This window comes from Hahella sp. NS-SX17 (genome assembly GCF_057367735.1).
On record NZ_CM170632.1, the window covers coordinates 4100075 to 4120811 of the forward strand.

A 20737-nucleotide genomic window follows, 5' to 3' on the forward strand; every position below is an offset into this window, starting at 1 on the left:
CGCTTTTATTTATTAACCCGCGAGTGGTGTCCCAGCGTTAGTGAGTTTGCGCGTTTTCCAGGGCTTAACTAGTCTTTTAATATCCCCCCAATGGAATTCTTGGCTAGGACTGGCTAATGAAGCTCAAGTATTTGTTGATAGTCGCGTTTGCTTTAGTCGCTTCATTGCCCCTCGTGTTCACACTACAGTACCTGAACAGGTTCACCACAGAGCAGTATCACGCCAAAATCGAGTCCCGGCTGTCTGAAATCTCTCTGGCCCACAAGAATCGCTTGCTGGGCTCAGTAGAACGCCTTGTTGAAAGCACTGCTCTCATCTCCAGCCGAACTCAAATGCGCATCAGTCTGAACAACTGGAATGAAGCAGGGAGTCAGAGCGAAGCCAGAACCATCAAGAACATAATCGAGGACGCCAAGTCAGGTCGTGAAAGCATTAGAAGCATCACCGTTTACGATAACGAATATCAACCGGTCTCCAGCACGGCAAACGCCACCAGGCGGTTGAGAGCGCCAGCCTCCGCCAATGGCGAGATCTTCATTTTCTTTAATCAGGAAGATAACGCCGCCCTGGTATCCGTCATCATGCGCCTGATATTCAAGGAAACGCTGATCGGCGCTCTAAAAGTCGATTACAGTCTAAGCAGCATTCTTCACGAACAAAGCCGAGGCCTCGGCGCGAGCGAGAAGTGGATGTTCGCGTTGCGGGACCATGAAAAATTCCTGCTGATAGAGTCTCTGAATCAGGAAGAAGCGCGCGTTTCCTATCGAGTCATTCCATCAGGCCCGAAGAACTCGCCAATTATTGAAGCCCTGCAGGGCAATGAGCTCATCATGCGCAAAGCCGCAAATCTGGCGGGAACGCCTGTCATCGCTTCCACCCGATATCTGCCGCGGCTCGGCTGGGGCCTGGTCACAGAGTTGGACGATTCGGAGGCGGCGGCGATCGTGGCGGAAGAAAAACGCAGATTGTTCTTCATAGAAGCCATGATCGTCGTCTTTTCAATTGGTTTGGGCGCCGCCGTCAGTCTGTACGTCGCAAGACCTATCGAGGGCCTCATCAAACACGTGGAAAGCGGCGCCGATGGAGGCCCCTTTGAGAGCACGCTCCCCGCAAGCTTGTTCGAGGTGAAGCGCCTCACGGGCTCATTCAACCGCATGTCCAAGTCGATCAGCGAGCTTAGGGACAATATTGAAAGCCAGGTCTCGGAACGAACCAAAGAACTCGATAAGGAAAATATCGAACTCAGAGAAATCGCCTCCCGCGACTCTTTAACCGGACTCTACAACAGACGTTTCTTTCAGAATCGCTTGAACTATGAGTTCAGTCGCGCAAAACGTTATGGCTCTGGATTAACCCTGGTGCTGATGGATATCGATTTCTTTAAAAAAATCAACGACAGCAAAGGCCATGCGGCGGGAGATGAAGTGCTCATGAGGTTATCCTCGTTTCTGAGACAGTCTTTACGAAGTTCCGACTTAGTCGCCAGGATCGGCGGAGAAGAATTTTGCATCATACTGCCCGAACAGCTGGATGCTGGCGTGAAGACATTTATTGACCGGCTTCGCGCCGATATTTCGCTGCTGGAGTTTCAGCATGAAGGCGTCTCGTTTCAGGTCACCTGTAGTTTTGGCGTGGCTGAATGCCGCAACGATATCCCCCACCCCAAGGATATCCTCAAAAAAGCGGATGAAGCGCTTTATCAAGCCAAACGAGCAGGAAGGAACCGCGTTGTGTATGCCTCAGGCCCTAACGTGATTGTCGATATAAAAAGTCGAAAGAAGTAACTCCGTCCGCCGCCATTTGCTTCCAATGGCGCCTTTGATGGATAAGCTGTCCGCTATTATTCATTGATTAATAATGAAAATTTTAAAAGAATGAGCGGACTCAGGCCTCCCATCATCACAGGAGTGAAAATGAACCGAACCCTGTTTGTCGCCGCCCTGCTCGCCGCCTTCACCGCTGCGATCCATATCTTTGTCGGAACGCCGGAAATCCAGACCCCATTACTGACATCCGGTTTACCGGAGGAAATTACTCTGCTGCTTTACGCCTGCTGGCATCTGGTCTCCATGACACTGGTCCTTTCGGCCGTCGCTTTCTTTATCGCGTCACGAGCGAGAACAAGAGATGCTTCACTTATGCTCCTGCCAAAATTCATCTCATATCTGTGGCTGGGTTTCGGGCTGATCTTCATTGCCGTCGCGCTGCTGTTTTCCGGGAGCAAGATGCTGGTGACCCTGCCGCAATGGACGTTGCTGATTCCTGTAGGAGCGCTCGGCCTCTGGGCCTGTAATAGACAGCCGCTGCGCTCTGCGTAAAAGGTGGCGTTTATTTATCGTCAAGCGCTCAGGGAGACGATATCGCGAGCAGTCAAAGCCAATGAGGGGAATAGTTCTCTATCAGGAACCTGTGTCAGACTCTATAACGAATGACTTTTCGAACTTCGCTATTTCGAAAATCTTCCTGATCTCATTGGAACAATTAATAATTCTTATTTTGGCGCTGTCGCCCCCCAAATGCCGTCGCATATTCAGCAACATGCCCAAGGCCGAACTGTCTATGCGGACCGTTTGCCGCATGTCGACGCAGAAACTTCGAGCCTGCGGGTGCGATTCGTAGGCTTTTCTGAACTGGTTGACCAGACCAAAATTAAACTGGCCGCGAATCGTGATGGTGACGGAACCGTCAGTGAAGGATTTGGTATCTACGGTCATGACCCGTCTTTCCCTGTAATGTTTAACCAAGCAGACAAATAAGCTCCTCTATCTGTCTGAGCATCAGGCGAACATAGTAAATATAGTTCAATCAGAAGATGACGGCGGATTTCACGCACGGGGTTCTTTGAAGAGTTCCATGTTAATAATAATTCGTCTGCTCGAACCGACCGCGTTCACAAAACAGAAAAACAGCGCTCCAGTCATTTGTTCGTGGCGCTATGTCCATGTATAACTTCCCTTTTTTAACGACGGAAAGCAGCTTTTTTATCCCTTATCTGACGTTCTACTGCTTACCTGACTGGTGGAGTACCCCCATGAAATTTCTCAGCCCCTTAATCACTCGCCCGCCTTCCTTGAAGGCCGTGCGGCGCGCCAGCCGGCATGAACCAACCGAGGCCGCAGGCTCGGCAGCTCTGCGGCTTCTTGTATTGGCCTCCGCTTTTACACTGCTCGCCGCCTGCAGCAGCGGTTCGGGTTCAACCTCCCCTGACCACAGCGGCCAGGACAGTGGAACCAGCCAGGGCGATGATTCGTCGCAGGATGACACTGATGACACAGGCGATACCGACGACACAGGCGATACCGTTGACGACAATCAGGATGACGCAGCTGACGCTGCGCCAAGTCTGGACCTGAGAAATTATGCCTTCGCCAGTCACGGCGATGAGGACAAAACCGGCGACGCAGAAGTCAGCGCCAATGGTGAACAGCTGTCTCTGAGCGGTAACCGCTGGAGAATGTTCAAGCAGAAAATCATTATCAAACCCGAGACCGTATTGGAGTTTGACTTCCAAAGCAGCTCAGAAGGCGAAATCCACGGAATTGGCTTTGATACCGATGATACGCCCAGCCCTTCCACGACATTCCGCATCTACGGCAAAGAATCATGGGGCATCGCCAATGCCTACCAGTACTCCGGCTTACAAAAAGAGCACGTGGTCATTCCCGTGGGAGAACACTTTACCGGCGAGTTCACTCGCATGGTCTTTATCAATGATCACGACGTCGACAACCCTGCGGCCAACAGCCAGTTCAGCAATATCATCCTGAAAAACGCAGAGCTGGCGCCCCTGTCGACTGTGTTGGCGCACGAGGACTTTAACGACCTGCAACAGCCTTCCGGCTGGACCATAGGAACCCAGCAGGGCGGACTATTGGATTTCTCAAACGGGTACGCCAGCGGACAGTATCCCGCCCCTGCTGGCGAGAGTTATATCTGGTTTAACAAGACATTGCTGGATGAACAGATCAGTGAAGTTTACGTGCAGTTCAAAGCGCGCATGCCTGACGCCAGGCACGGCCTGAAATTTCTGAAGATCTTCGGGGAAAAATCCGGCGGCGGCTACGCCAATGTCACTTACGGGTTGGACTACACAGGCATTGATAACGGCGCCTTTTACTCCATCGGCTTCGGCGACGGCTCAACCATCACCAATGATACGCAGAACATTATTGTCCTTTCCGGCGAATTGCCCAGACTGATCGGCCGCAGCTATGGAACCGCCACCGTGTCCACGCCTCAGAACAACATCTTCGCATCCGCAGACTGGGGCGACGCCTGGCATGAATTCAAAATGCACTTCAAGTACAACAGCGGAACCACCGCCGCCAACGAAAAAGCGGATGGAGAGATCTACCTGGAGATTGACGGCAAGGTCTACGTGGACGCCAAAGGCGTGTTCAACCGCCATTACAGCAATAGTCCCTATATTCAAAAGCTGGGCGTCTTTGGCTGGTCCCAGGCGGGAACAGAGTCGTTCACGATTGATTATGACGACCTGATTATTTCAAAGGATGGATTTGCGACGCCTTAGAGAAGGGACCTGATCAGCCCCGCCCTGCGCTTCTCACACGCAGGGCGGAGTTTAAGAGAACGAGTTATGATTTCGCGATACACGCCAGTATCGGGCAGGACGAAGGGGTTTTCAGCAACGCTTTCCCCGCCCTCTCAGGCGTTAATGGGCTTAGCTCTGGCCTGACGGGCAAATGTTCCGGTAACCTTACGTTCCACACCAACCCGATATTCATAAGCCGGTTTAACACCCACCAACCGGGATCAGACTGTCCCTTATAAATCCCCAGCATGGCGGAGCCAGGGAAAGCGTGATGGTTGTTATGCCAGGACTCTCCCATCGTCAGCAGTCCTGCAAAGCGCACGTTATGCCCTTGAACCGCAGCGCCATTAACATGCCAGTCCCGCTCGCCGCTGTTATGCGCAAAGTAACCTATCAGCCAATGCCCCGTCACAGACACGGCGACACGCGCAGAAATGCCCCAAATCACCCAGCTAATGTCTCCGAGCCAATACAATAAAAGCGCCCAGGGCAACTGCTGCCACATCCAGGTTCTTTCCATAAATCGGTAGACCGGATCGTCTTTGATGGCGCTCTCAGGAGAAAACTCGGGGGGACGCTCCAGACGCAAATCACAATTCAGCTGCCGCCACCCGTCCCTCAAAAAACCTGTTCCATGGCGAAGGTACGAATGGCACTTGGTTTTCCTCTGCGCCCAGTCCCGCAGGTCATGCTGATACACCATTCCCAACGGTCCCGCCATGCCCACCAGCACCCCGAGATGCACGAAGAAATACTCCATCCACTTCGGACACTCATAACTCCCATGAATCAACCGCCGATGCATCCCCAGGGAATGCCCCAGACAAAGCGTCGCCGCAGTAAACACAACAAACACCAACAACGCATCCAGCGAAAACGTCAAATACCCACCAATAAGCGCAATCAACAAATGCCCCAAATACCAAAAGGACTTCAAAGGCGCCCACACCACCTCACCCGTATCCGGGCAACAATTAGTCGTTTCTTGAATTCTCGGGACGCCGTGGTTTGTTTGCATATTTGGCTCGTTTTTGGGGTACAAAAATCTACTGGGATTGATAGTGTAACCCGCCTCTAACGAAAATGCCTGAGGCATTTCGAATACTTACGTAAAACATGCTCACCGCCACTTCAAAATAGACATCAACCAAGTAAATCGATATCGAACTCCATACTCTTGAGTTTTTTCTTATTACTGATAAAACATCGCCACCGCCGCACGAGAGCGATAAAAGAACTCACTTTCATGTCGACGATAGATTCATCCCACTCACTCTCCAGATACACTCTGTTTCCTTGAAGAATCAGATGACATGAATTAAAACTCATCTTCCAAGTACTTCTTTCACAAGCGCACTCTTCAGCCTGAGCCAATAGCCCATCGCAAGCGTCAGTGTTTCGATTATCTTCTAAAATATCTCGCAATGCTTCATAACCACTGTCGACAGAGACCATGGCGACTCTATATTTTCCGAAGTGAAACGCTACTTTCATAATGGAGACTCAGTCTAAAACCGATGTTAAAAACCATCAATTTTCTAAATTAGCCTAACCTATGACTTTCCACCACTAGTATTTCTTAAGGACTTTATTCATGGCAGCATAATTATAAAAATACAAATTCAAAAAACTTCCCGTTATGATAGTGAGAGCCACCCCAAGAAACGTAGACAGTCTTTCATAACCATCTAGAAAGTAAGCACAGGAACTTAAAATTATCGCCACCAAGGCAGCTAACGATAGTAGCCTGTATAGATTAAGCATAGCAGCCCTTTCATAGATATATCTAGCGCCACAACTACCACAGATGAGCTTAAGCCTCACATGACCATATAATACAGGAAAGTTAATATGCCTCTGACATGATGGGCACTCTACGCCAGTATTCATATCATTACCCTCCTGTATATCCACATAGCAACCCTATAGCACCTTAAAATTTTCCATCCTGAAACTGCATTCAGGCTAAGCAGAACATCCTATGAAGTATAATGTAGACCACCACCCATCATCCTATACTTAACAAAAACTTATCCCCCTTCACTCTCCTTTATAACGGCCTTTTCCTTAATAAGCCTAGTAATGCCTACAAGTGCGGCTATAACAGCGCTCCAAAAAATCAGGGGCTCTTGTTCCATATTGACATCTTTACCGGGAAGAGGGAAAGTCCCAAACATTACAGACAAAGCCGAATATAATAAAAATATGCGCACATAATTGTATGGCGAAGCGCATTCTACTCATATATTCTCTCTCGACTTCAAACTGGTGCTTGGTATAAGTGTATTTCACGTAAACTAAGTGAAGTGAAGAATATACAGAATAATACACCTATTATCTATGAGTTGCTAAGGCTTGCCACGAAGCTATTACCATGAAATCACCGAACGAGGCTTTTTCTATATCAAAGAAGCCAAAATCCGTTGCATCGCAAGGATACGTCAAAAACTCTAAAAATCTACGCTTTACAACATCAAACCTAGAAATCAGCAAAGGATAGTTATCCAGGTAATAAAAGGCCATAAATGGATACTTTGACAATGCGGATTTGTTTAAAAACTGGAGAATCGCATCATCACTGGCGTGATATAAATTCAAACTTATAAACCGTCCATCTATGATATTAAAGTCAACTCTATTCGCTCTCCAAGGCAGATTATCAATGTATCGGCCAAATTTTTCACCAGCAGAAGAAGAAACCCATTCAGCTTCGCGCTCCGATACAAGCACATCAAACTTACGAGCAACGCCTGAATTAGTATTACCCATTAGAGCCCCTCTTTAAATGAGAATTTTTTCTACCAACATCAACATTCTCACTACATCTTAAGAGCACGCAACTCTATCTAGCAAAATTTCATTTATGGAGGAGCCGCCCTGAAATCCCATCCATAGCAGTTTACTTCAAATAATGACATGTTATGTTCTATGGCGCAGACTAGACCTGACTTTAAATCAGAGCATAGTTCACAGTTAAGCTTAAAAGATATCTCAATAGTTGCATCTTTCGAGGGCGTAATTGCCACTTCACTATACCTACAAATAAAATAGTACTCTGCTTCCTTAGGAATGGGGCTAGGCCCTAGCACGACTGTAACGGTCACAACTTTAGTACTCTTCATGGCTAGCAGATTCCAACGCATATGGGAGTTCTAGTGGTCCATAAATCCAGAATATCCTCTAATGTATCAACAACTTTGTAGCCATTGCCCGAGATCTGACATACAGCTTCCATTTTGAATTCTCCCAGATCCTACCCACCAATGATAGACACCTTGTTAAGCAAGTACACTACGCTACAGAGGTGAACTATGACCAAACAGAAAACATCAAACTCCAAATCTCGCTAACGTTATTCCGACGAGTACAAGGCGGAAGCTCTGACGTTGGTTCAACGTATCGGCGTGGGCGCCGCTGCAAAGCAACTGGGTTTGCAAGAGTCACAACTTTAAAACTGGCGTAGCAAGGCGAAGCTGACACAGGAGCGTGAGAAAACAGAGCAGCAGCTGGCGCAGCAAAACGCCTGCCTGAAGCGTCAGTTGGCTGAGCAGTCGGAAGAGCTTGCCGTATAAAAAAAGCGGCGGCGTACTTCGCTGGTGGTTCCGGGGCGCTTACCTGTATCTACTTCCATTTTGTTGACCCATGAGCGTAATGCCTCAGGAGTGCAACCAATCTTTGAAGGGACAAACTCGGGGCGATTCAACTTTATATAAACGTATTGACAAATCACAAAAGCCCAACTCTATGGAGCTCTCCTTCAAAACCTAACGACAAGATAAGAGCCGCAGAAAAAAACAGTACAAACTTAGCAAGAAGCATCAAGGTTTTCCTTTTGCCCCTACCATACTCACTTAACTTCTCATCATCACAAAAAAGGATATAAAAATAACCAATACCATACCCCCCTTTGGATTTTTCATGTAAGTACAACCTCCTCCATAATAGAGCAAGCCATGGAAAAACACAGATATCCACAGCAGCAGAAATAAGCTTAACTCCATAAACCACTATTAAAACAAAATTTAACACGCTTTCAGGCATTATAAATATTACTCATATTACTTCCGTGAGTTTCATGTATATGCTTCCACTATACTAGGCAACCTTTGAAAAACTACCTGTGTTGCCATTGTGACGCAAATGGTCGTCTCAAAATACTCGTTTATTCACGGTAAACTGTGCTTTTTCGCCGACTGCTTCCTTGTATTGGCGGCCTCGCCAACATTTTTCAGAGGTTCCTTAGTATTCGGCTTCGGAGAAAGTCATCTGATCCATGAAAAGTACTCCTGCTGAGTTGGGCTGCCGTATTATAACTAATTCTGGGAGTTATTCAGAGGTGGCTCCCTAATACTTAGGATCTAAAGATTCATAGTCGATATCATACTGGCATGATTCAAATTCATTATAATCACATGGATCAAATTTTTTTGGCAATTTGGCTCTACTGCCTCCAACTCCTTTTTGAAGAACTTTCTCCGCAAGGTTTTTAAGTTCTTCCCACCATTTTGAACTCAATCCTTCTACTGAATGCAATTCCCAAGAGTCATGTTTAGAGTATCCAGCGTTAATAAAATCTGTTAGCGCGTGAATCTCGTCTTCTACTTCTGGTAAGTCTACCCACCACCAACCACCTGATGTTGACACCAAAGACAGGAATGATATAAGAGGGTTGTATCTGCCATCTTCCAAGTAAGGGCTATCCTTACTTGGAATTCGACCAGGCAAAACATCTTCTATATCACTCTTAGTAGAACATATTATCGATAACATAATCCAGAAATTATCTAAACAGTCATCTTCCGGCCATTGTTTAGGCCTATCTTCAAGAATCATATGGTCTGCCGTTTATCTAACAATTCATTCCATAACTCGAAGAGACTTGAATGCGAAATATTCATTTGGTTCTTGAAACGCCACAGCTCTTCTCCATGAAACATTAGCGCTTATACATAGCTTTCCACAAACCCACTTATTGAATTCGTAATATGTATCGGTAGCAGTTGAATCATTATCATTGACCTGCGAAGCCACCATAAATCCTCTAAGAAAATAATCCAGCTCAGTAGAAGATTGGCTCTCTATATACATCCCTGGCCTTTTTTCAATCAATTTTACAAGTTCAAAAATATTCATTCAGACGCCTTTTCGGGACTTCATCAAGTGAAATACCAGAGTCACCGAAGCAATTCTTGCTTAAATAGGTGTCTACCGGAAGTACAAATTCAACACAAAACTTATTAACTACCAATCCCATAAAGTTCAAAGCACTCCCGCTAGTACTTCCCTGGCGTCAAAACACTCATAGCAGCCAAAATTAACTCATTTTGTCGACCGAAACACTTATTGCGGAGGAGATCCCTCATAATATCCAGGGAATGCATCACTTGGTTTTCTGTAAACTCCTTATTTTACACACCGAGAATCAGAGCATTAAAAACTTCCGATGCGTTATCTCTTATTTCATCAATCAAGTCTCTAGAAATAGAGCGCCCTTTCATTTTATGAATAACATGCCTTAGTCTCTTAGGATGCATAGAATATATCTAGGCCTAGTTGTAGTAATCTTACACACATTCATAAAAGGAGCTTTGTTAGAGCGTAATATTCACTCTCGCCTCCCCGTATCCCATCTGAACATAGCTCATCTCATGTTCGACGCCAACATTTTGCCCTTAGTGCTTGAGCAATTTCTTTGGCATTTCAAAAGTTTCTATCGCGGAGATTGCCGTGCTCAAGGGCGGGCTTAAGGGTAGAAAACTACAGCGTCTGGTTTGTGAATACTATCCGGGTTCTGATGCGACCGGTGATTACCGTTTTGGTGACGTTTGTCGCCCTAAATATTAGCCGCCATCTTGGTAGTGTTGGCGCGCTTACCCCGGTCGATTTAATGATCCTGTACAAAGAGGCCATCGCGCAAATGTTATTTCTGACAACGACGGCCGTTACTTGGTGGTTTGGATCAAGGCCGAGTAGTTTGCGAAAATAATCTTTAACTAGGCATCAAATATGCGGAATAGAATGTTCATATCGATACCTGGCTAACAATTAGCAGGCGCTTAAATTTTACTATAGAAATAACGCCCTCAATTGTCCTACTCTACTTCTACGAATTTCGGGCAACTGTAGTACCACCAGTACTCATTTTTAGGATATAAAATCTCCCCATTCCCAGAAATAATTCCCTCTTTTTCTGAAATGTAATTTTTATAGCGCTCATCAATCTGTCGCATCCTTTCTAAGCTTTCATCCATAACAAGGTAGCATGAGCCAAATTGAGTAAATCGTTTCAATTCAGATCGACAATTCACTCGTTCAACATACTCCCACTTATCTATTGTAAAATGCCTACCTGTCTCAACACATTCAACAAAGTCACTCCATTCCTGCAAGTTTTCACAAATTTCATTCTCAACTTCATTTAGGTAGGAACAGGATACTAGCGCCCTGTTACTGTTAACAAAAATTGCAAAGCTTTCAAAAAGCGCTCTTATTTCCTCTTCCTCTTCAGCCTTCTCGCAGCCAACATCCAAATATGTTTGAGCTCTTCCAAGCGAGAGAATTAAAGCTATATTGCACATCCTTGTATCTATATTTCGGCCACTATAACCAACCAATTCACTTCCATTTAGAATTTTCCTTTTAAAGGCAAAATACCACATATTTAAGGTGTCAATAATATCACCAAACTGCGGCATACTCATGTTTGAATGCAAATATTCAGCAGGCGTCAACGGTGCAATTATGCACACATAGTCACGACACCATTCGTCATACACCTTAACATCTTCATTCTTAAAACTGAGTGATAAACGTTTGCCCATAAACATCTCTCATAGATTGAATCAGTCCATTTCCACTACGAACAACCATCACACCAATGTCCTTTGCACCAACAGTGTTGGCAGTCCCATCAATAATTTTTGTTCTAACGAAAGTAATTGTACCACTAGAGTTTACAAATGACTGACCAAATCTAGTGGACCCCATCGATATTTCCTGAGCTATGCGGGTAAATCTTTCAAAGCCAGGGGCTCCCATTCGAAATGTAGCCTCTCCTAATCTATTGGCAATCTCTATGAACCTATTTGGGTTCTTAAGCATTTCGTTAAAGTAGTGAGCTCTCGCTCCTTTCGAACCATTAGTCCACATGTTAATAGTGGCTGGATTTATGCGTGACATTATTACATTAAATGCCTGATTTATAAGCGGATAATTTTTTATCAGACCATCTCCTGCTTTTTGCAATGCAATAATAGCCGACGGAGTTAAAAATGTAATCCGCATATACAGATGTATAGAAAGCATATGAGCTGAAGTCGCAGCCCTTGCCGCCATTGCATTAAAACCAGCGCTAATTTCTCCAAAAGACATATGGCCACTAGGATCAACCATATTCCCCGGATCAGCATTCGCATAAAGATACTTATGTAACGTAACAGGATCGGAGTTAACTCCCATCCAAGTATCCATCTGCGTAAACCGCCCCTGGTTCTGGTCGTAATACCTCGCCCTTAGGTAGTACTGATCCAGGGATGCATCGTATTGCTCTCCGGTGTACAGGTAGCTGTTTGGGGTGTCTCCTTCGCTGTGCAGCAGGATGCCGAAGGCGTCGTAGTGGTAGCTGTCGGTTTGAGCGCCGGTCTGGTTTGTTAAAGAGCGGACGGAGCCTTGGCCGTCGTAGACATAGTAGCTGACGTCGCCGGCTCTTGCTTGGCTTAGCAGGTCGTCGCCGTAGACGTAGCTGACTTGTTTGGCGCCATTGACGACTTCTTGCAGCACTTGAGCGTAGTCGCGGTTCTGGTCGACGATAAAGTCGGTGGTTGCGCCGCTTCCCGCTTTCCGAGTGCGAATGCCATCCAGGTTATAGCCGAAGCTGGTGGTTTCGCCCGCTTTGGTTACCGCGAGGAGTTTGTTCTTCGCGCTGTAGGTGTAACGAGCGCTGACCAGACCGTCTTCGGTTTCCGTCAGCGTATTGCCGTTGGCGTCATACGCGTAGGTGACGCCGCCCTGTTGCGTCAGGCGGTCATTGTCGTCATAGCTGTAGGCGGTGTGCACGCCGTCGATGATGCTGTAGATGCGGTTGCCGACCTTGTCGAAGCGGTATTCCGCGTTGTAGTCGCCATTAACTGGATCGCTGATGGCGTCATGCGTCAGGCGATACAGGGCGTCGTAGGTATAGGTCGACACCCGGCCGTTGTGCAGCTCTTCGATTTGCTCCCGTCTCCCCGTGCTGTGCAGGGTGTAACGGTAGTCGGTGACGACATTGCCCGCCGCATCCGTCGTGGTCTGACGCGTCAGTCGGTTCAAGGCGTCGTAGACATAGGTGGTGGTTTGGCCGTTGGCTTGCATCACGCTCTCACGGTTGCCCACCGCATCGTAGGCGTACAGGGTTTCGCCGCCTTGAGGATCGATCACTTTGCTCAGACGGTTTAACGCATCGTACAGATACGTAGTCGTTTCCGCTTTACCCTGATGGGTGACGGTGGCGGAGGTTTTATTGCCCGCCTTGTCATAGCTGTAGCTGAGCACCGCGCCAGTCGGCTGCGACTGTTCCACCAGCCGGTTCAGAGCAGAGCCAAACTTATGGGATGTGGTTTGTGGACGCGATCCGGGGCCTGATGCGACCGCTGATTACTGTCTATCTGCTTATTCTGGCGACGTTTGTCACTCTAAATATTAGCCGCCATCTCGGTGGTGTTGGCGCGTTTAGCCCGGTCGATTTAATGGTCCTTTACAAAGAGGCCATCGCGCAGATGTTATTTCTGACAACCACGGCGGTCACTTGGTGGTTTGGGTCAAGGCCAAGCCAAGTACGAGAGGGCAGTAAACTCGTTACGCCCCCCCACAGGATTTTGAACAGTCTCCGATTAGACGCTCACACCAATCCGTGACTTGATTGACACTAATTTCCACATCTCATCAACACAAACTTTCCATCAGACAACGTCATTCCAGCAAAACATAAAGCTGTACTCTTTTCCCCACGACACTATTGTGTACTCATCATAATCGTCTTCTAAAACAAAAACTGTTTTATTTGACAGTTTCTTGTGTAAAAAAACCTTTATTTCAGACTTAGCCTCTGCTGGTAGATATTCAATCACGGAATTTCCATTTTCGAAGCGATATAGTATCTCGCGAACCCTCTCAATGACATCCTCTGTGGAAATGGGCTCCATTAAAAATCTAGGAAGCTCTTTTCCATAATCTAATTCCATTTTCAATCGCTCAGTATCACTTCTGTATCCTTGAGCTATAATCCATAAATCTTTAATTGCATCATCTTTGGAGGTATATATCTTAGTACTCTCGATCAGAAGAATATTTCCAATATTTTCCTCTTCGCTGCGAACTTCGTATTCTTTTACTGTCATCACATCACCTTAAAGGGTAGCCCTGCAGCCATTTCCCATCCTTAACATAATACTGAATCTTAATAAACCCTAAATTCAATGTACCTTCTTTTTTCCCTCTATTCGCGATCCAAGCCCCATACAATGATGCACCAACGTATGACTCACTCCACGTATCTGGAAACATTGTGGACTTCTTTTCACGATATCGGCCAGTTTGGGTATCAGAAACGTTTACCCATGCTTTATAAACACCATTAGCATTTTTCCAAATTACCGTTTAACATGTGAACTTCCAACGCCTGGAGAGCGAGAAACTATAGCTATGCTATGAAAACCTTTGGCTGTACGCTTCTTTATCTCTCCATAAAAGATGTGCTTTATATCTAATATAGGCACTTTACAGTTCGATTTACCACAAATTTTGCTAGCCAATATTTTTAAAAGAGACTTACTTTTAGATACTAGCAAGCCTAAACCTATCAGTGCGTTTCCTCGTTTCTTCACCACCAGACTAAATATATTCCTTATCCCTGCATAGCTTCTTGCCGCCATAGCTCCCGATGCTCGAATCCCGGTCATCAATGACCCGATACTAAAGTTACCTGTCGGGTCAACCATATTCCCCGGATCAGCATTCGCATAAAGATACTTATGTAACGTAACAGGATCGGAGTTAACTCCCATCCAAGTATCCATCTGCGTAAACCGCCCCTGGTTCTGGTCGTAATACCTCGCCCTTAGGTAGTACTGATCCAGGGATGCATCGTATTGCTCTCCGGTGTACAGGTAGCTGTTCGGGGTGTCTCCTTCGCTGTGCAGCAGGATGCCGAAGGCGTCGTAGTGGTAGCTGTCGGTTTGCACGCCGGTCTGGCTTGTTAAAGAACGGACGGAGCCTTGGCCGTCGTAGACATAGTAGCTGACGTCGCCGGCTCTTGCCTGGCTTAGCAGATCGTCGCCGTACACATAGCTGACCTGTTTAGCGCCGTTGACGACTTCTTGCAGCACCTGGGCGTAATCGCGGTTCTGGTCGACGATAAAGTCGGTGGTGGCGCCGCTTCCCGCTTTTCGTGTGCGAATGCCGTCCGGGTTATAACCGAAGTTAGTGGTCTCGCCCGCTTTGGTTACCGCGAGGAGTTTGTTCTTCGCGCTGTAAGTGTAACGAGCGGTGACCAGACCGTCTTCGGTTTCCGTCAGCGTATTGCCGTTGGCGTCATACGTGTAGGTGACGCCGCCCTGTTGCGTCAGGCGATCATTGTCATCGTAGCTGTAAGCGGTATGCACGCCGTCGATGATGCTGTAGATGCGGTTGCCGACGTTGTCGAAGCGGTATTCCGCATTGTAGTCGCCATTGACTGGATCGCTGATGGCGTCATGCGTCAGGCGATACAGAGCGTCATAGGTATAGGTCGACACCCGGCCGTTGTGCAGCTCTTCGATTTGCTCCCGTCTCCCCGTGCTGTGCAGGATGTAACGGTAGTCGGTGACGACATTGTCCGCCGCATCCGTCGTGGTCTGACGCGTCAGTCGGTTCAGGGCGTCGTAGACATAGGCGGTGGTTTGGCCGTTGGCTTGCGTCACGTTCTCACGGTTGCCCACCGCATCGTAGGCGTACAGGGTTTCGCCGCCCTGAGGATCGATCACTTTGCTCAGACGGTTTAACGTATCGTGTTACTTATGATTCAAACAAATAAAACGGCTCATCATGCTCATTACCATCACTGAGAATAAGCCATTCAAAACCCTTGATGGTTTTTGCCGCTTGAATAGCACTCGATGAAAACTCACCAATTTCGCCCAACTCTACCATCAATGACTCAGGAATACATTGGTAAAAAACGTCATTAGCGCCAGCAACAAATAGCTTTACCAAATCATTTCTCATAAGCCTTTCAATATAAATTTCACTTCTATTCTCTGGGGTCAAATAAAAAAAACCAACAGAAGCGTTTTCTTCGTCTAAGGGGCCTTCAAATACAAAGGCATCCTTCAATCTCCCAAATATCTCTTCATCAAAATCTAATGCATTTCGCCAATAGTTTATGGAGAATGCAATAGCGCCATTGTATATTCGTATTCTAGCTTTGCAGTCGTCCCAAGTTAATTTCTTCACTATGGTTCCCTCGGCACATGAAATTCCAAACCATCATCGACCCAGTAGTCAGCATTCTTACCATCCCCAGGACTATGTTTTCCAACAATCTTCCAATCCACTCTAAATAATTGTCGCTGATTTGCCAAAGAAGCTTTTGCAGAACTACCGCTAGTAAATCCGACACCAAAATATCGAGTTGCATGGCCACCTACTGCCAATTTAACCGGTTTACTGCCAAAGCCAGGAAAGCGCAATTTTAATGGCGCAGGTAGCATCTGCGAGGGCCCTGGGTTAACGCTCGGCGTAGGCAAATAAAATACCACAGAAGATTTTTTGTCTTTAAGGTATCGACCTAAGGTCTTGTATTTATGAGTAGCAACTGATCTCGCTAGCTTTCCTGCGTTTCTCTTCAACACTGCTGCTGTATGCTCTGCTGCGTCAGAATCTAATACTCCTTCGAACTGCTTATTAGATGTATCTAGGTAACTGCTTAATTGATTCATCCCAAAGGGATCAGCAAGAAGACTAAAGGCTTGCGCCACACTTTGCGCAACCCCAATCGCTCCTTGAAGCTTATCGATGGCATTGATTACTGAGATGCTACGTCCGATCATAGAACCTAAGAGATTATGCGAGGCAGATACATCCATTAATGTCATATACCCGGATGGATCAGTACCATTAACTGAGTCACCATGCGAGTATAAATACTTGTGTAATGTTAGGGGGGCTCCTTTCCTACCTTGGTATTTATCCATCTGCGTAAACCGCCCCTGGTTCTGGTCGTAATACCTCGCCCTTAAGTAATACTGATCCAGGGACGCATCGTACTGCTCTCCGGTGTACAGGTAGCTGTTTGGAGTGTCTCCTTCGCTGTGCAGCAGGATGCCGAAGGCGTCGTAGTGGTAGCTGTCGGTTTGAACACCAGTCTGGTTTGTCAAAGAGCGGACGGAGCCTTGACCGTCGTAGACATAGTAGCCGACGTCGCCAGCTCTTGCCTGGCTTAGCAGGTCGTCGCCGTAAACGTAGCTGACTTGCTTGGCGCCGTTGACGACTTCTTGCAGCACCTGGGCGTAGTCGCGGTTCTGGTCGACGATAAAGTCGGTGGTGGTGCCGCTTGCCGCTTTCCGGGTGCGAATGCCGTCCGGGTTATAACCGAAGTTAGTGGTCTCGCCCGCTTTGGTTACCGCGAGGAGTTTGTTCTTCGCGCTGTAAGTGTAACGAGCGGTTACCAGACCGTCTTCGGTTTCAGTCAGCGTATTACCGTTGGCGTCATAGGCGTAGGTGACGCCGCCCTGTTGCGTCAGGCGGTCATTGTCGTCATAGCTGTAGGCGGTGTGCACGCCGTCGATGATGCTGTAGGTGCGGTTGCCGACGTTGTCGAAGCGGTATTCCGCGCTGTAGTCGCCATTGACTGGATCACTGATGACGTCATGCGTCAGACGATACAGAGCGTCATAGGTATAGGTCGACACCCGGCCGTTATGCAGCTCTTCGATTTGTTCCCGTCTCCCCGTGCTATGCAGGGTGTAACGGTAGTCGGCGATGACATTGTCCGCCGCATCCGTCGTGGTCTGACGCGTCAGTCGGTTCAGGGCGTCGTAGACATAGGCGGTGGTTTGGCCGTTGGCTTGCGTCACGTTCTCACGGTTGCCCACCGCATCGTAGGCGTACAGGGTCTCGCCGCATTGAGGATCGATCACTTTGCTCAGACGGTTTAACGCATCGTACAGATACGTGGTCGTTTCCGCTTTACCCTGATAGGTGAGAGTGGCGGAGGTTTTATTGCCCGCCTTGTCATAGCCGTAGCTGAGCACCGCGCCAGTCGGCTGCGACTGTTCCACCAGCCGGATCAGAGCAGAGCCAAACTTATAGGATGTGGTTTGTCGATGCTATCCGGGGCCTGATGCGGCCGCTGATTACTGTCTATCTGCTTGTTCTAGCGACGTTTGTCACCTTGAATATTAGCCGCCATCTCGGTGGTGTTGGCGCGCTAAGCCCGGTCGATTTAATGGTCCTATACAAAGAGGCCATCGCGCAGATGTTATTTCTGACAACGACGGCCGTCACTTGGTGGTTTGGGTCAAGGCCAAGCCAATTACGAAAGAGTTAGTGAGTTCGTTACGTGCACATCACAGAATTTTTGAATACTCTCCGACCCAGAGCTCCTTAACCTGCATACATCGTGAGAAATCATTTTTCTAACAATTCACAAAGCTCGGAAAAATTAGAAAATAGTTCCACCCATCCCAGCCGTTTTCCATTCTCATTCCATTTTTCTTTAATCACAATGGGTGCAGACAGCTCATCTTTATAATACACCCCCCAAAAAGAGTCACTACCAGCACCGAAATCACCAAGTATAATTAGCTTCTCTGGGTCAATATTTTCGTTGCTGTCAAACTTAGATAAAACTATATCATCTCCATACTCAATCCTTTTTTTTGCATTTAGGAATGGAGGTTTATAGAAATAAATCTTTGCCTCATCAATGATCACTCTCGACAGCATACTTTTCTCTATTAGCATTTTTTCGTGCTGAGCAAACTCTTGATCATCAGTCAATGGCCATATTCCAGACTCAATCAAAGAGTCAATTTCTTTTGGTAGCTCATACTTACCGACTTTCATAACTTATTTCCAACCTAGTATACAACCGTTGTATTAGTAGCCAATCCGACAGCACTTCCTATAGTTGTTTGCAGCCCTTCTGGCACAGTATTTCCATTAAAACTATTGTTCAAGCCATTAACACTTCTTGAAAAGAACTCCATTCGCAACACGCTGCCCCCCCTGGCGAATGCTGTGAACCCGAATAGCTCATCAGCGTTTGCATTTGGAAATTCGTCGCGCGCGATCATACCATGCCCTCCTCGATTCGGCACTGCCCCGCTAGGAACTGGCCGTTGCGTACTACTAGGACGCATTACAATTTCCCCTGTCCTTGAATAATATACTCCGGAATATACTTGCCCATCAGTTATTGATGGGGCCCTTACTCGCGAGGGGACTATAGAAGTTTTAAGAAATATATACGCGCCAAGGATAGAAGTGAGACCTCTAAAAGCAGCCTGTGTATAGTTTCCATTGGCCGCAGAATTGGCCGCACCAAGAAAACCCAATGCAGTAAACGTCGTTGCTAGTGGTTTCCTGAGCTTCTCAAACCATGCTAGCGGCCCCAAAACCCCTCCTGCAATAGCGCCGGTAGCAACACCCCCAACTATACTTTCATTACCTAAATACGCATCTATACCTCCCAAAACCGCACCTACAGCAGAATTAGCCAATATAGCCCCCCCACTATAAGCAGCACCTAATTCCGCCATCGAGAAATTACCTGTCGGATCAACCATATTCCCCGGATCAGCATTCGCATAAAGATACTTATGCAACGTAACAAGATCAGAGTTAATCCCCATCCAAGTATCCATCTGCGTAAACCGCCCCTGGTTCTGGTCGTAATACCTCGCCCTTAGGTAGTACTGATCCAATGACGCATCGTACTGCTCTCCGGTGTACAGGTAGCTGTTCGGGGTGTCTCCTTCGCTGTGCAGCAGGATGCCGAAGGCGTCGTAGTGGTAGCTGTCGGTTTGCACGCCGGTCTGGCTTGTTAAAGAACGGACGGAGCCTTGGCCGTCGTAGACATAGTAGCTGACGTCGCCGGCTCTTGCCTGGCTTAGCAGATCGTCACCGTAGACGTAGCTGACTTGTTTGGCGCCGTTGACGACTTCTTGCAGCACCTGGGCGTAATCGCGGTTCTGGTCGACGATAAAGTCGGTGGTTGCGCCGCTTCCCGCTTTCCGGGTGCGAATGCCGTCCGGGTTATAACCGAAGCTGGTGGTCTCGCCCGCTTTGGTTACCGCGAGGAGTTTGTTCTTCGCGCTGTAGGTGTAACGCGCCGTGACCAGACCGTCTTCGGTTTCCGTCAGCGTATTGCCGTTGGCGTCATAGGCGTAGGTGACGCCGCCCTGTTGCGTCAGGCGGTCATTGTCGTCATAGCTGTAGGCGGTACGTGCACCTTCGACATTGTGCCTTGAAAGCCGGAGTTCATAATGGTAAACCAGCGCGAAAGAAAGGGGGGCTCAAAAAGAAATTCCGATCACATATGTGCATGTTGCAAAACAAACCTGCAAGGATGAAAAAATACTTTAATCACCCAAGCATCAAATATGCGGCATAGAATACCTATATCGATGCCTAGTTAATAGTAGCTCTTATCATGCTAAATATATAAGTAGCGCACTATCATTCCCAGAAGCTTTTGAGTAAAAAGCTTTAAGTTTATCAAAGTATTTAATTATCTCACCTATCCCATCATTTTTCAGAATTTCACCATGATAGATCTGTTTAATATCGCTCTCCTCCCGCTTAAGGCTCTGTAATTTCATACTAAAATCGATCATTTCAAGCACTTCACTAATTTCTTTTACTTCGCACACATCAATTATGCGTGCCTGACCATAGCCCAAGTTAGGGCCAACAGGCCTCCCTCCCATAATTGCCATTGACGAATACTCGGCATGGCCACTAGGATCACCACTTATAATATAATGGAGGACATGCCATATTTTACCTAAGCAAAACTGTCCAACGAATGGGTCTTCGATATCTTCTGGGAATAAAAAGTCCTCAACATTTATATTCCCTTCACTCAACCCAACATATTCATCTCTTGAAATCTCTTTAAAATACAACACCATTCCCATCTCATTCCTCCCTATAAAACCATTTAATAAT

General features: G+C 47.1%; 20 protein-coding genes. 3 read left to right on the forward strand and 17 right to left on the reverse strand.

Annotated features, from left to right (window positions below):
* Positions 1-116 precede the first annotated feature (116 nt).
* Together AC2IBB_RS18215 and AC2IBB_RS18220 are read left to right on the forward strand one after the other, a co-directional pair.
* Positions 117-1784: a sensor domain-containing diguanylate cyclase gene (locus tag AC2IBB_RS18215; RefSeq protein ID WP_486328185.1), complete on the forward strand. Its 1668-nt coding sequence runs from the start codon at positions 117-119 to the stop codon at positions 1782-1784.
* A gap of 129 nt (positions 1785-1913) precedes the next feature.
* Positions 1914-2318: a hypothetical protein gene (locus tag AC2IBB_RS18220; protein ID WP_486328186.1), complete on the forward strand. Its 405-nt coding sequence runs from the start codon at positions 1914-1916 to the stop codon at positions 2316-2318.
* A gap of 81 nt (positions 2319-2399) precedes the next feature.
* Here AC2IBB_RS18220 and AC2IBB_RS18225 read toward each other — a convergent pair whose 3' ends face one another.
* Positions 2400-2714 (reverse strand): STAS domain-containing protein, encoded by a 315-nt coding sequence (locus AC2IBB_RS18225; protein WP_486328187.1) that lies wholly within the window; start codon positions 2712-2714, stop codon positions 2400-2402.
* A 317-nt stretch (positions 2715-3031) separates the two neighbouring features.
* Here AC2IBB_RS18225 and AC2IBB_RS18230 point away from each other — a divergent pair, with 317 nt between their 5' ends.
* Positions 3032-4531: a hypothetical protein gene (locus AC2IBB_RS18230; RefSeq protein ID WP_486328188.1), complete on the forward strand. Its 1500-nt coding sequence runs from the start codon at positions 3032-3034 to the stop codon at positions 4529-4531.
* Positions 4532-4595: 64 nt separating this feature from the next.
* On the opposite strand, the gene AC2IBB_RS18235 is transcribed toward AC2IBB_RS18230, so the two are convergent.
* From AC2IBB_RS18235 to AC2IBB_RS18310, 16 genes are all read right to left on the reverse strand, one after another.
* Positions 4596-5570, reverse strand: a complete 975-nt coding sequence (locus AC2IBB_RS18235) for an acyl-CoA desaturase (protein WP_486328189.1) — start codon at positions 5568-5570, stop codon at positions 4596-4598.
* A gap of 125 nt (positions 5571-5695) precedes the next feature.
* Positions 5696-6046, reverse strand: a complete 351-nt coding sequence (locus AC2IBB_RS18240) for a hypothetical protein (protein WP_486328190.1) — start codon at positions 6044-6046, stop codon at positions 5696-5698.
* Between the two features lie 840 nt (positions 6047-6886).
* Positions 6887-7321, reverse strand: a complete 435-nt coding sequence (locus AC2IBB_RS18245) for a hypothetical protein (RefSeq protein ID WP_486328191.1) — start codon at positions 7319-7321, stop codon at positions 6887-6889.
* Positions 7322-8278: 957 nt separating this feature from the next.
* Positions 8279-8593, reverse strand: coding sequence for a hypothetical protein (locus AC2IBB_RS18250; protein WP_486328192.1), 315 nt, complete (start codon positions 8591-8593; stop codon positions 8279-8281).
* A 303-nt stretch (positions 8594-8896) separates the two neighbouring features.
* Positions 8897-9385, reverse strand: a complete 489-nt coding sequence (locus AC2IBB_RS18255) for a hypothetical protein (RefSeq protein WP_486328193.1) — start codon at positions 9383-9385, stop codon at positions 8897-8899.
* 24 nt (positions 9386-9409) lie between these two features.
* Entirely contained in the window at positions 9410-9685 is a 276-nt protein-coding gene (locus AC2IBB_RS18260; protein WP_486328194.1) for a hypothetical protein, read from the reverse strand.
* Positions 9686-10644: 959 nt separating this feature from the next.
* The gene (locus tag AC2IBB_RS18265; RefSeq protein WP_486328195.1) at positions 10645-11373 is read right to left on the reverse strand and encodes a hypothetical protein; all 729 of its coding nucleotides are present in this window, start codon (positions 11371-11373) and stop codon (positions 10645-10647) included.
* Positions 11345-13108, reverse strand: a complete 1764-nt coding sequence (locus AC2IBB_RS18270; protein ID WP_486328196.1) for an RHS repeat domain-containing protein — start codon at positions 13106-13108, stop codon at positions 11345-11347. The genes AC2IBB_RS18265 and AC2IBB_RS18270 overlap by 29 nt, the downstream gene beginning before the upstream one ends.
* 380 nt (positions 13109-13488) lie before the next feature.
* Positions 13489-13926, reverse strand: coding sequence for a hypothetical protein (locus AC2IBB_RS18275; RefSeq protein WP_486328197.1), 438 nt, complete (start codon positions 13924-13926; stop codon positions 13489-13491).
* Positions 13927-13930: 4 nt separating this feature from the next.
* Positions 13931-14179, reverse strand: coding sequence for an EndoU domain-containing protein (locus tag AC2IBB_RS18280; RefSeq protein WP_486333975.1), 249 nt, complete (start codon positions 14177-14179; stop codon positions 13931-13933).
* On the reverse strand, positions 14179-15549 hold the full coding sequence (locus AC2IBB_RS18285) for an RHS repeat-associated core domain-containing protein (RefSeq protein ID WP_486328198.1): 1371 nt from the start codon (positions 15547-15549) through the stop codon (positions 14179-14181). The genes AC2IBB_RS18280 and AC2IBB_RS18285 overlap by 1 nt, the downstream gene beginning before the upstream one ends.
* A gap of 31 nt (positions 15550-15580) precedes the next feature.
* Positions 15581-16018 (reverse strand): hypothetical protein, encoded by a 438-nt coding sequence (locus AC2IBB_RS18290; RefSeq protein ID WP_486328199.1) that lies wholly within the window; start codon positions 16016-16018, stop codon positions 15581-15583.
* Positions 16018-17703, reverse strand: a complete 1686-nt coding sequence (locus AC2IBB_RS18295; protein WP_486333976.1) for an RHS repeat domain-containing protein — start codon at positions 17701-17703, stop codon at positions 16018-16020. The genes AC2IBB_RS18290 and AC2IBB_RS18295 overlap by 1 nt, the downstream gene beginning before the upstream one ends.
* Before the next feature lie 490 nt (positions 17704-18193).
* Positions 18194-18631: a hypothetical protein gene (locus AC2IBB_RS18300; protein ID WP_486328200.1), complete on the reverse strand. Its 438-nt coding sequence runs from the start codon at positions 18629-18631 to the stop codon at positions 18194-18196.
* Positions 18632-18645: 14 nt separating this feature from the next.
* Positions 18646-20064 (reverse strand): RHS repeat-associated core domain-containing protein, encoded by a 1419-nt coding sequence (locus AC2IBB_RS18305; protein ID WP_486333977.1) that lies wholly within the window; start codon positions 20062-20064, stop codon positions 18646-18648.
* Positions 20065-20217: 153 nt separating this feature from the next.
* A complete protein-coding gene (locus AC2IBB_RS18310) occupies positions 20218-20706 on the reverse strand; it encodes a YfbM family protein (RefSeq protein ID WP_486328201.1) in 489 nt (162 codons plus the stop codon).
* Positions 20707-20737: the final 31 nt, after the last annotated feature.

Coding starts and splice junctions, on each gene's coding strand:
- AC2IBB_RS18275 (WP_486328197.1), bottom strand. CDS start 13,926: ATGACAGTAAAAGAATACGAAGTTCGCAGCGAAGAGGAAAATATTGGA.
- AC2IBB_RS18250 (WP_486328192.1), bottom strand. CDS start 8,593: ATGCCTGAAAGCGTGTTAAATTTTGTTTTAATAGTGGTTTATGGAGTT.
- AC2IBB_RS18235 (WP_486328189.1), bottom strand. CDS start 5,570: ATGCAAACAAACCACGGCGTCCCGAGAATTCAAGAAACGACTAATTGT.
- AC2IBB_RS18255 (WP_486328193.1), bottom strand. CDS start 9,385: ATGATTCTTGAAGATAGGCCTAAACAATGGCCGGAAGATGACTGTTTA.
- AC2IBB_RS18215 (WP_486328185.1), top strand. CDS start 117: ATGAAGCTCAAGTATTTGTTGATAGTCGCGTTTGCTTTAGTCGCTTCA.
- AC2IBB_RS18225 (WP_486328187.1), bottom strand. CDS start 2,714: ATGACCGTAGATACCAAATCCTTCACTGACGGTTCCGTCACCATCACG.
- AC2IBB_RS18260 (WP_486328194.1), bottom strand. CDS start 9,685: ATGAATATTTTTGAACTTGTAAAATTGATTGAAAAAAGGCCAGGGATG.
- AC2IBB_RS18240 (WP_486328190.1), bottom strand. CDS start 6,046: ATGAAAGTAGCGTTTCACTTCGGAAAATATAGAGTCGCCATGGTCTCT.
- AC2IBB_RS18220 (WP_486328186.1), top strand. CDS start 1,914: ATGAACCGAACCCTGTTTGTCGCCGCCCTGCTCGCCGCCTTCACCGCT.
- AC2IBB_RS18265 (WP_486328195.1), bottom strand. CDS start 11,373: ATGGGCAAACGTTTATCACTCAGTTTTAAGAATGAAGATGTTAAGGTG.
- AC2IBB_RS18300 (WP_486328200.1), bottom strand. CDS start 18,631: ATGAAAGTCGGTAAGTATGAGCTACCAAAAGAAATTGACTCTTTGATT.
- AC2IBB_RS18230 (WP_486328188.1), top strand. CDS start 3,032: ATGAAATTTCTCAGCCCCTTAATCACTCGCCCGCCTTCCTTGAAGGCC.
- AC2IBB_RS18245 (WP_486328191.1), bottom strand. CDS start 7,321: ATGGGTAATACTAATTCAGGCGTTGCTCGTAAGTTTGATGTGCTTGTA.
- AC2IBB_RS18310 (WP_486328201.1), bottom strand. CDS start 20,706: ATGGGAATGGTGTTGTATTTTAAAGAGATTTCAAGAGATGAATATGTT.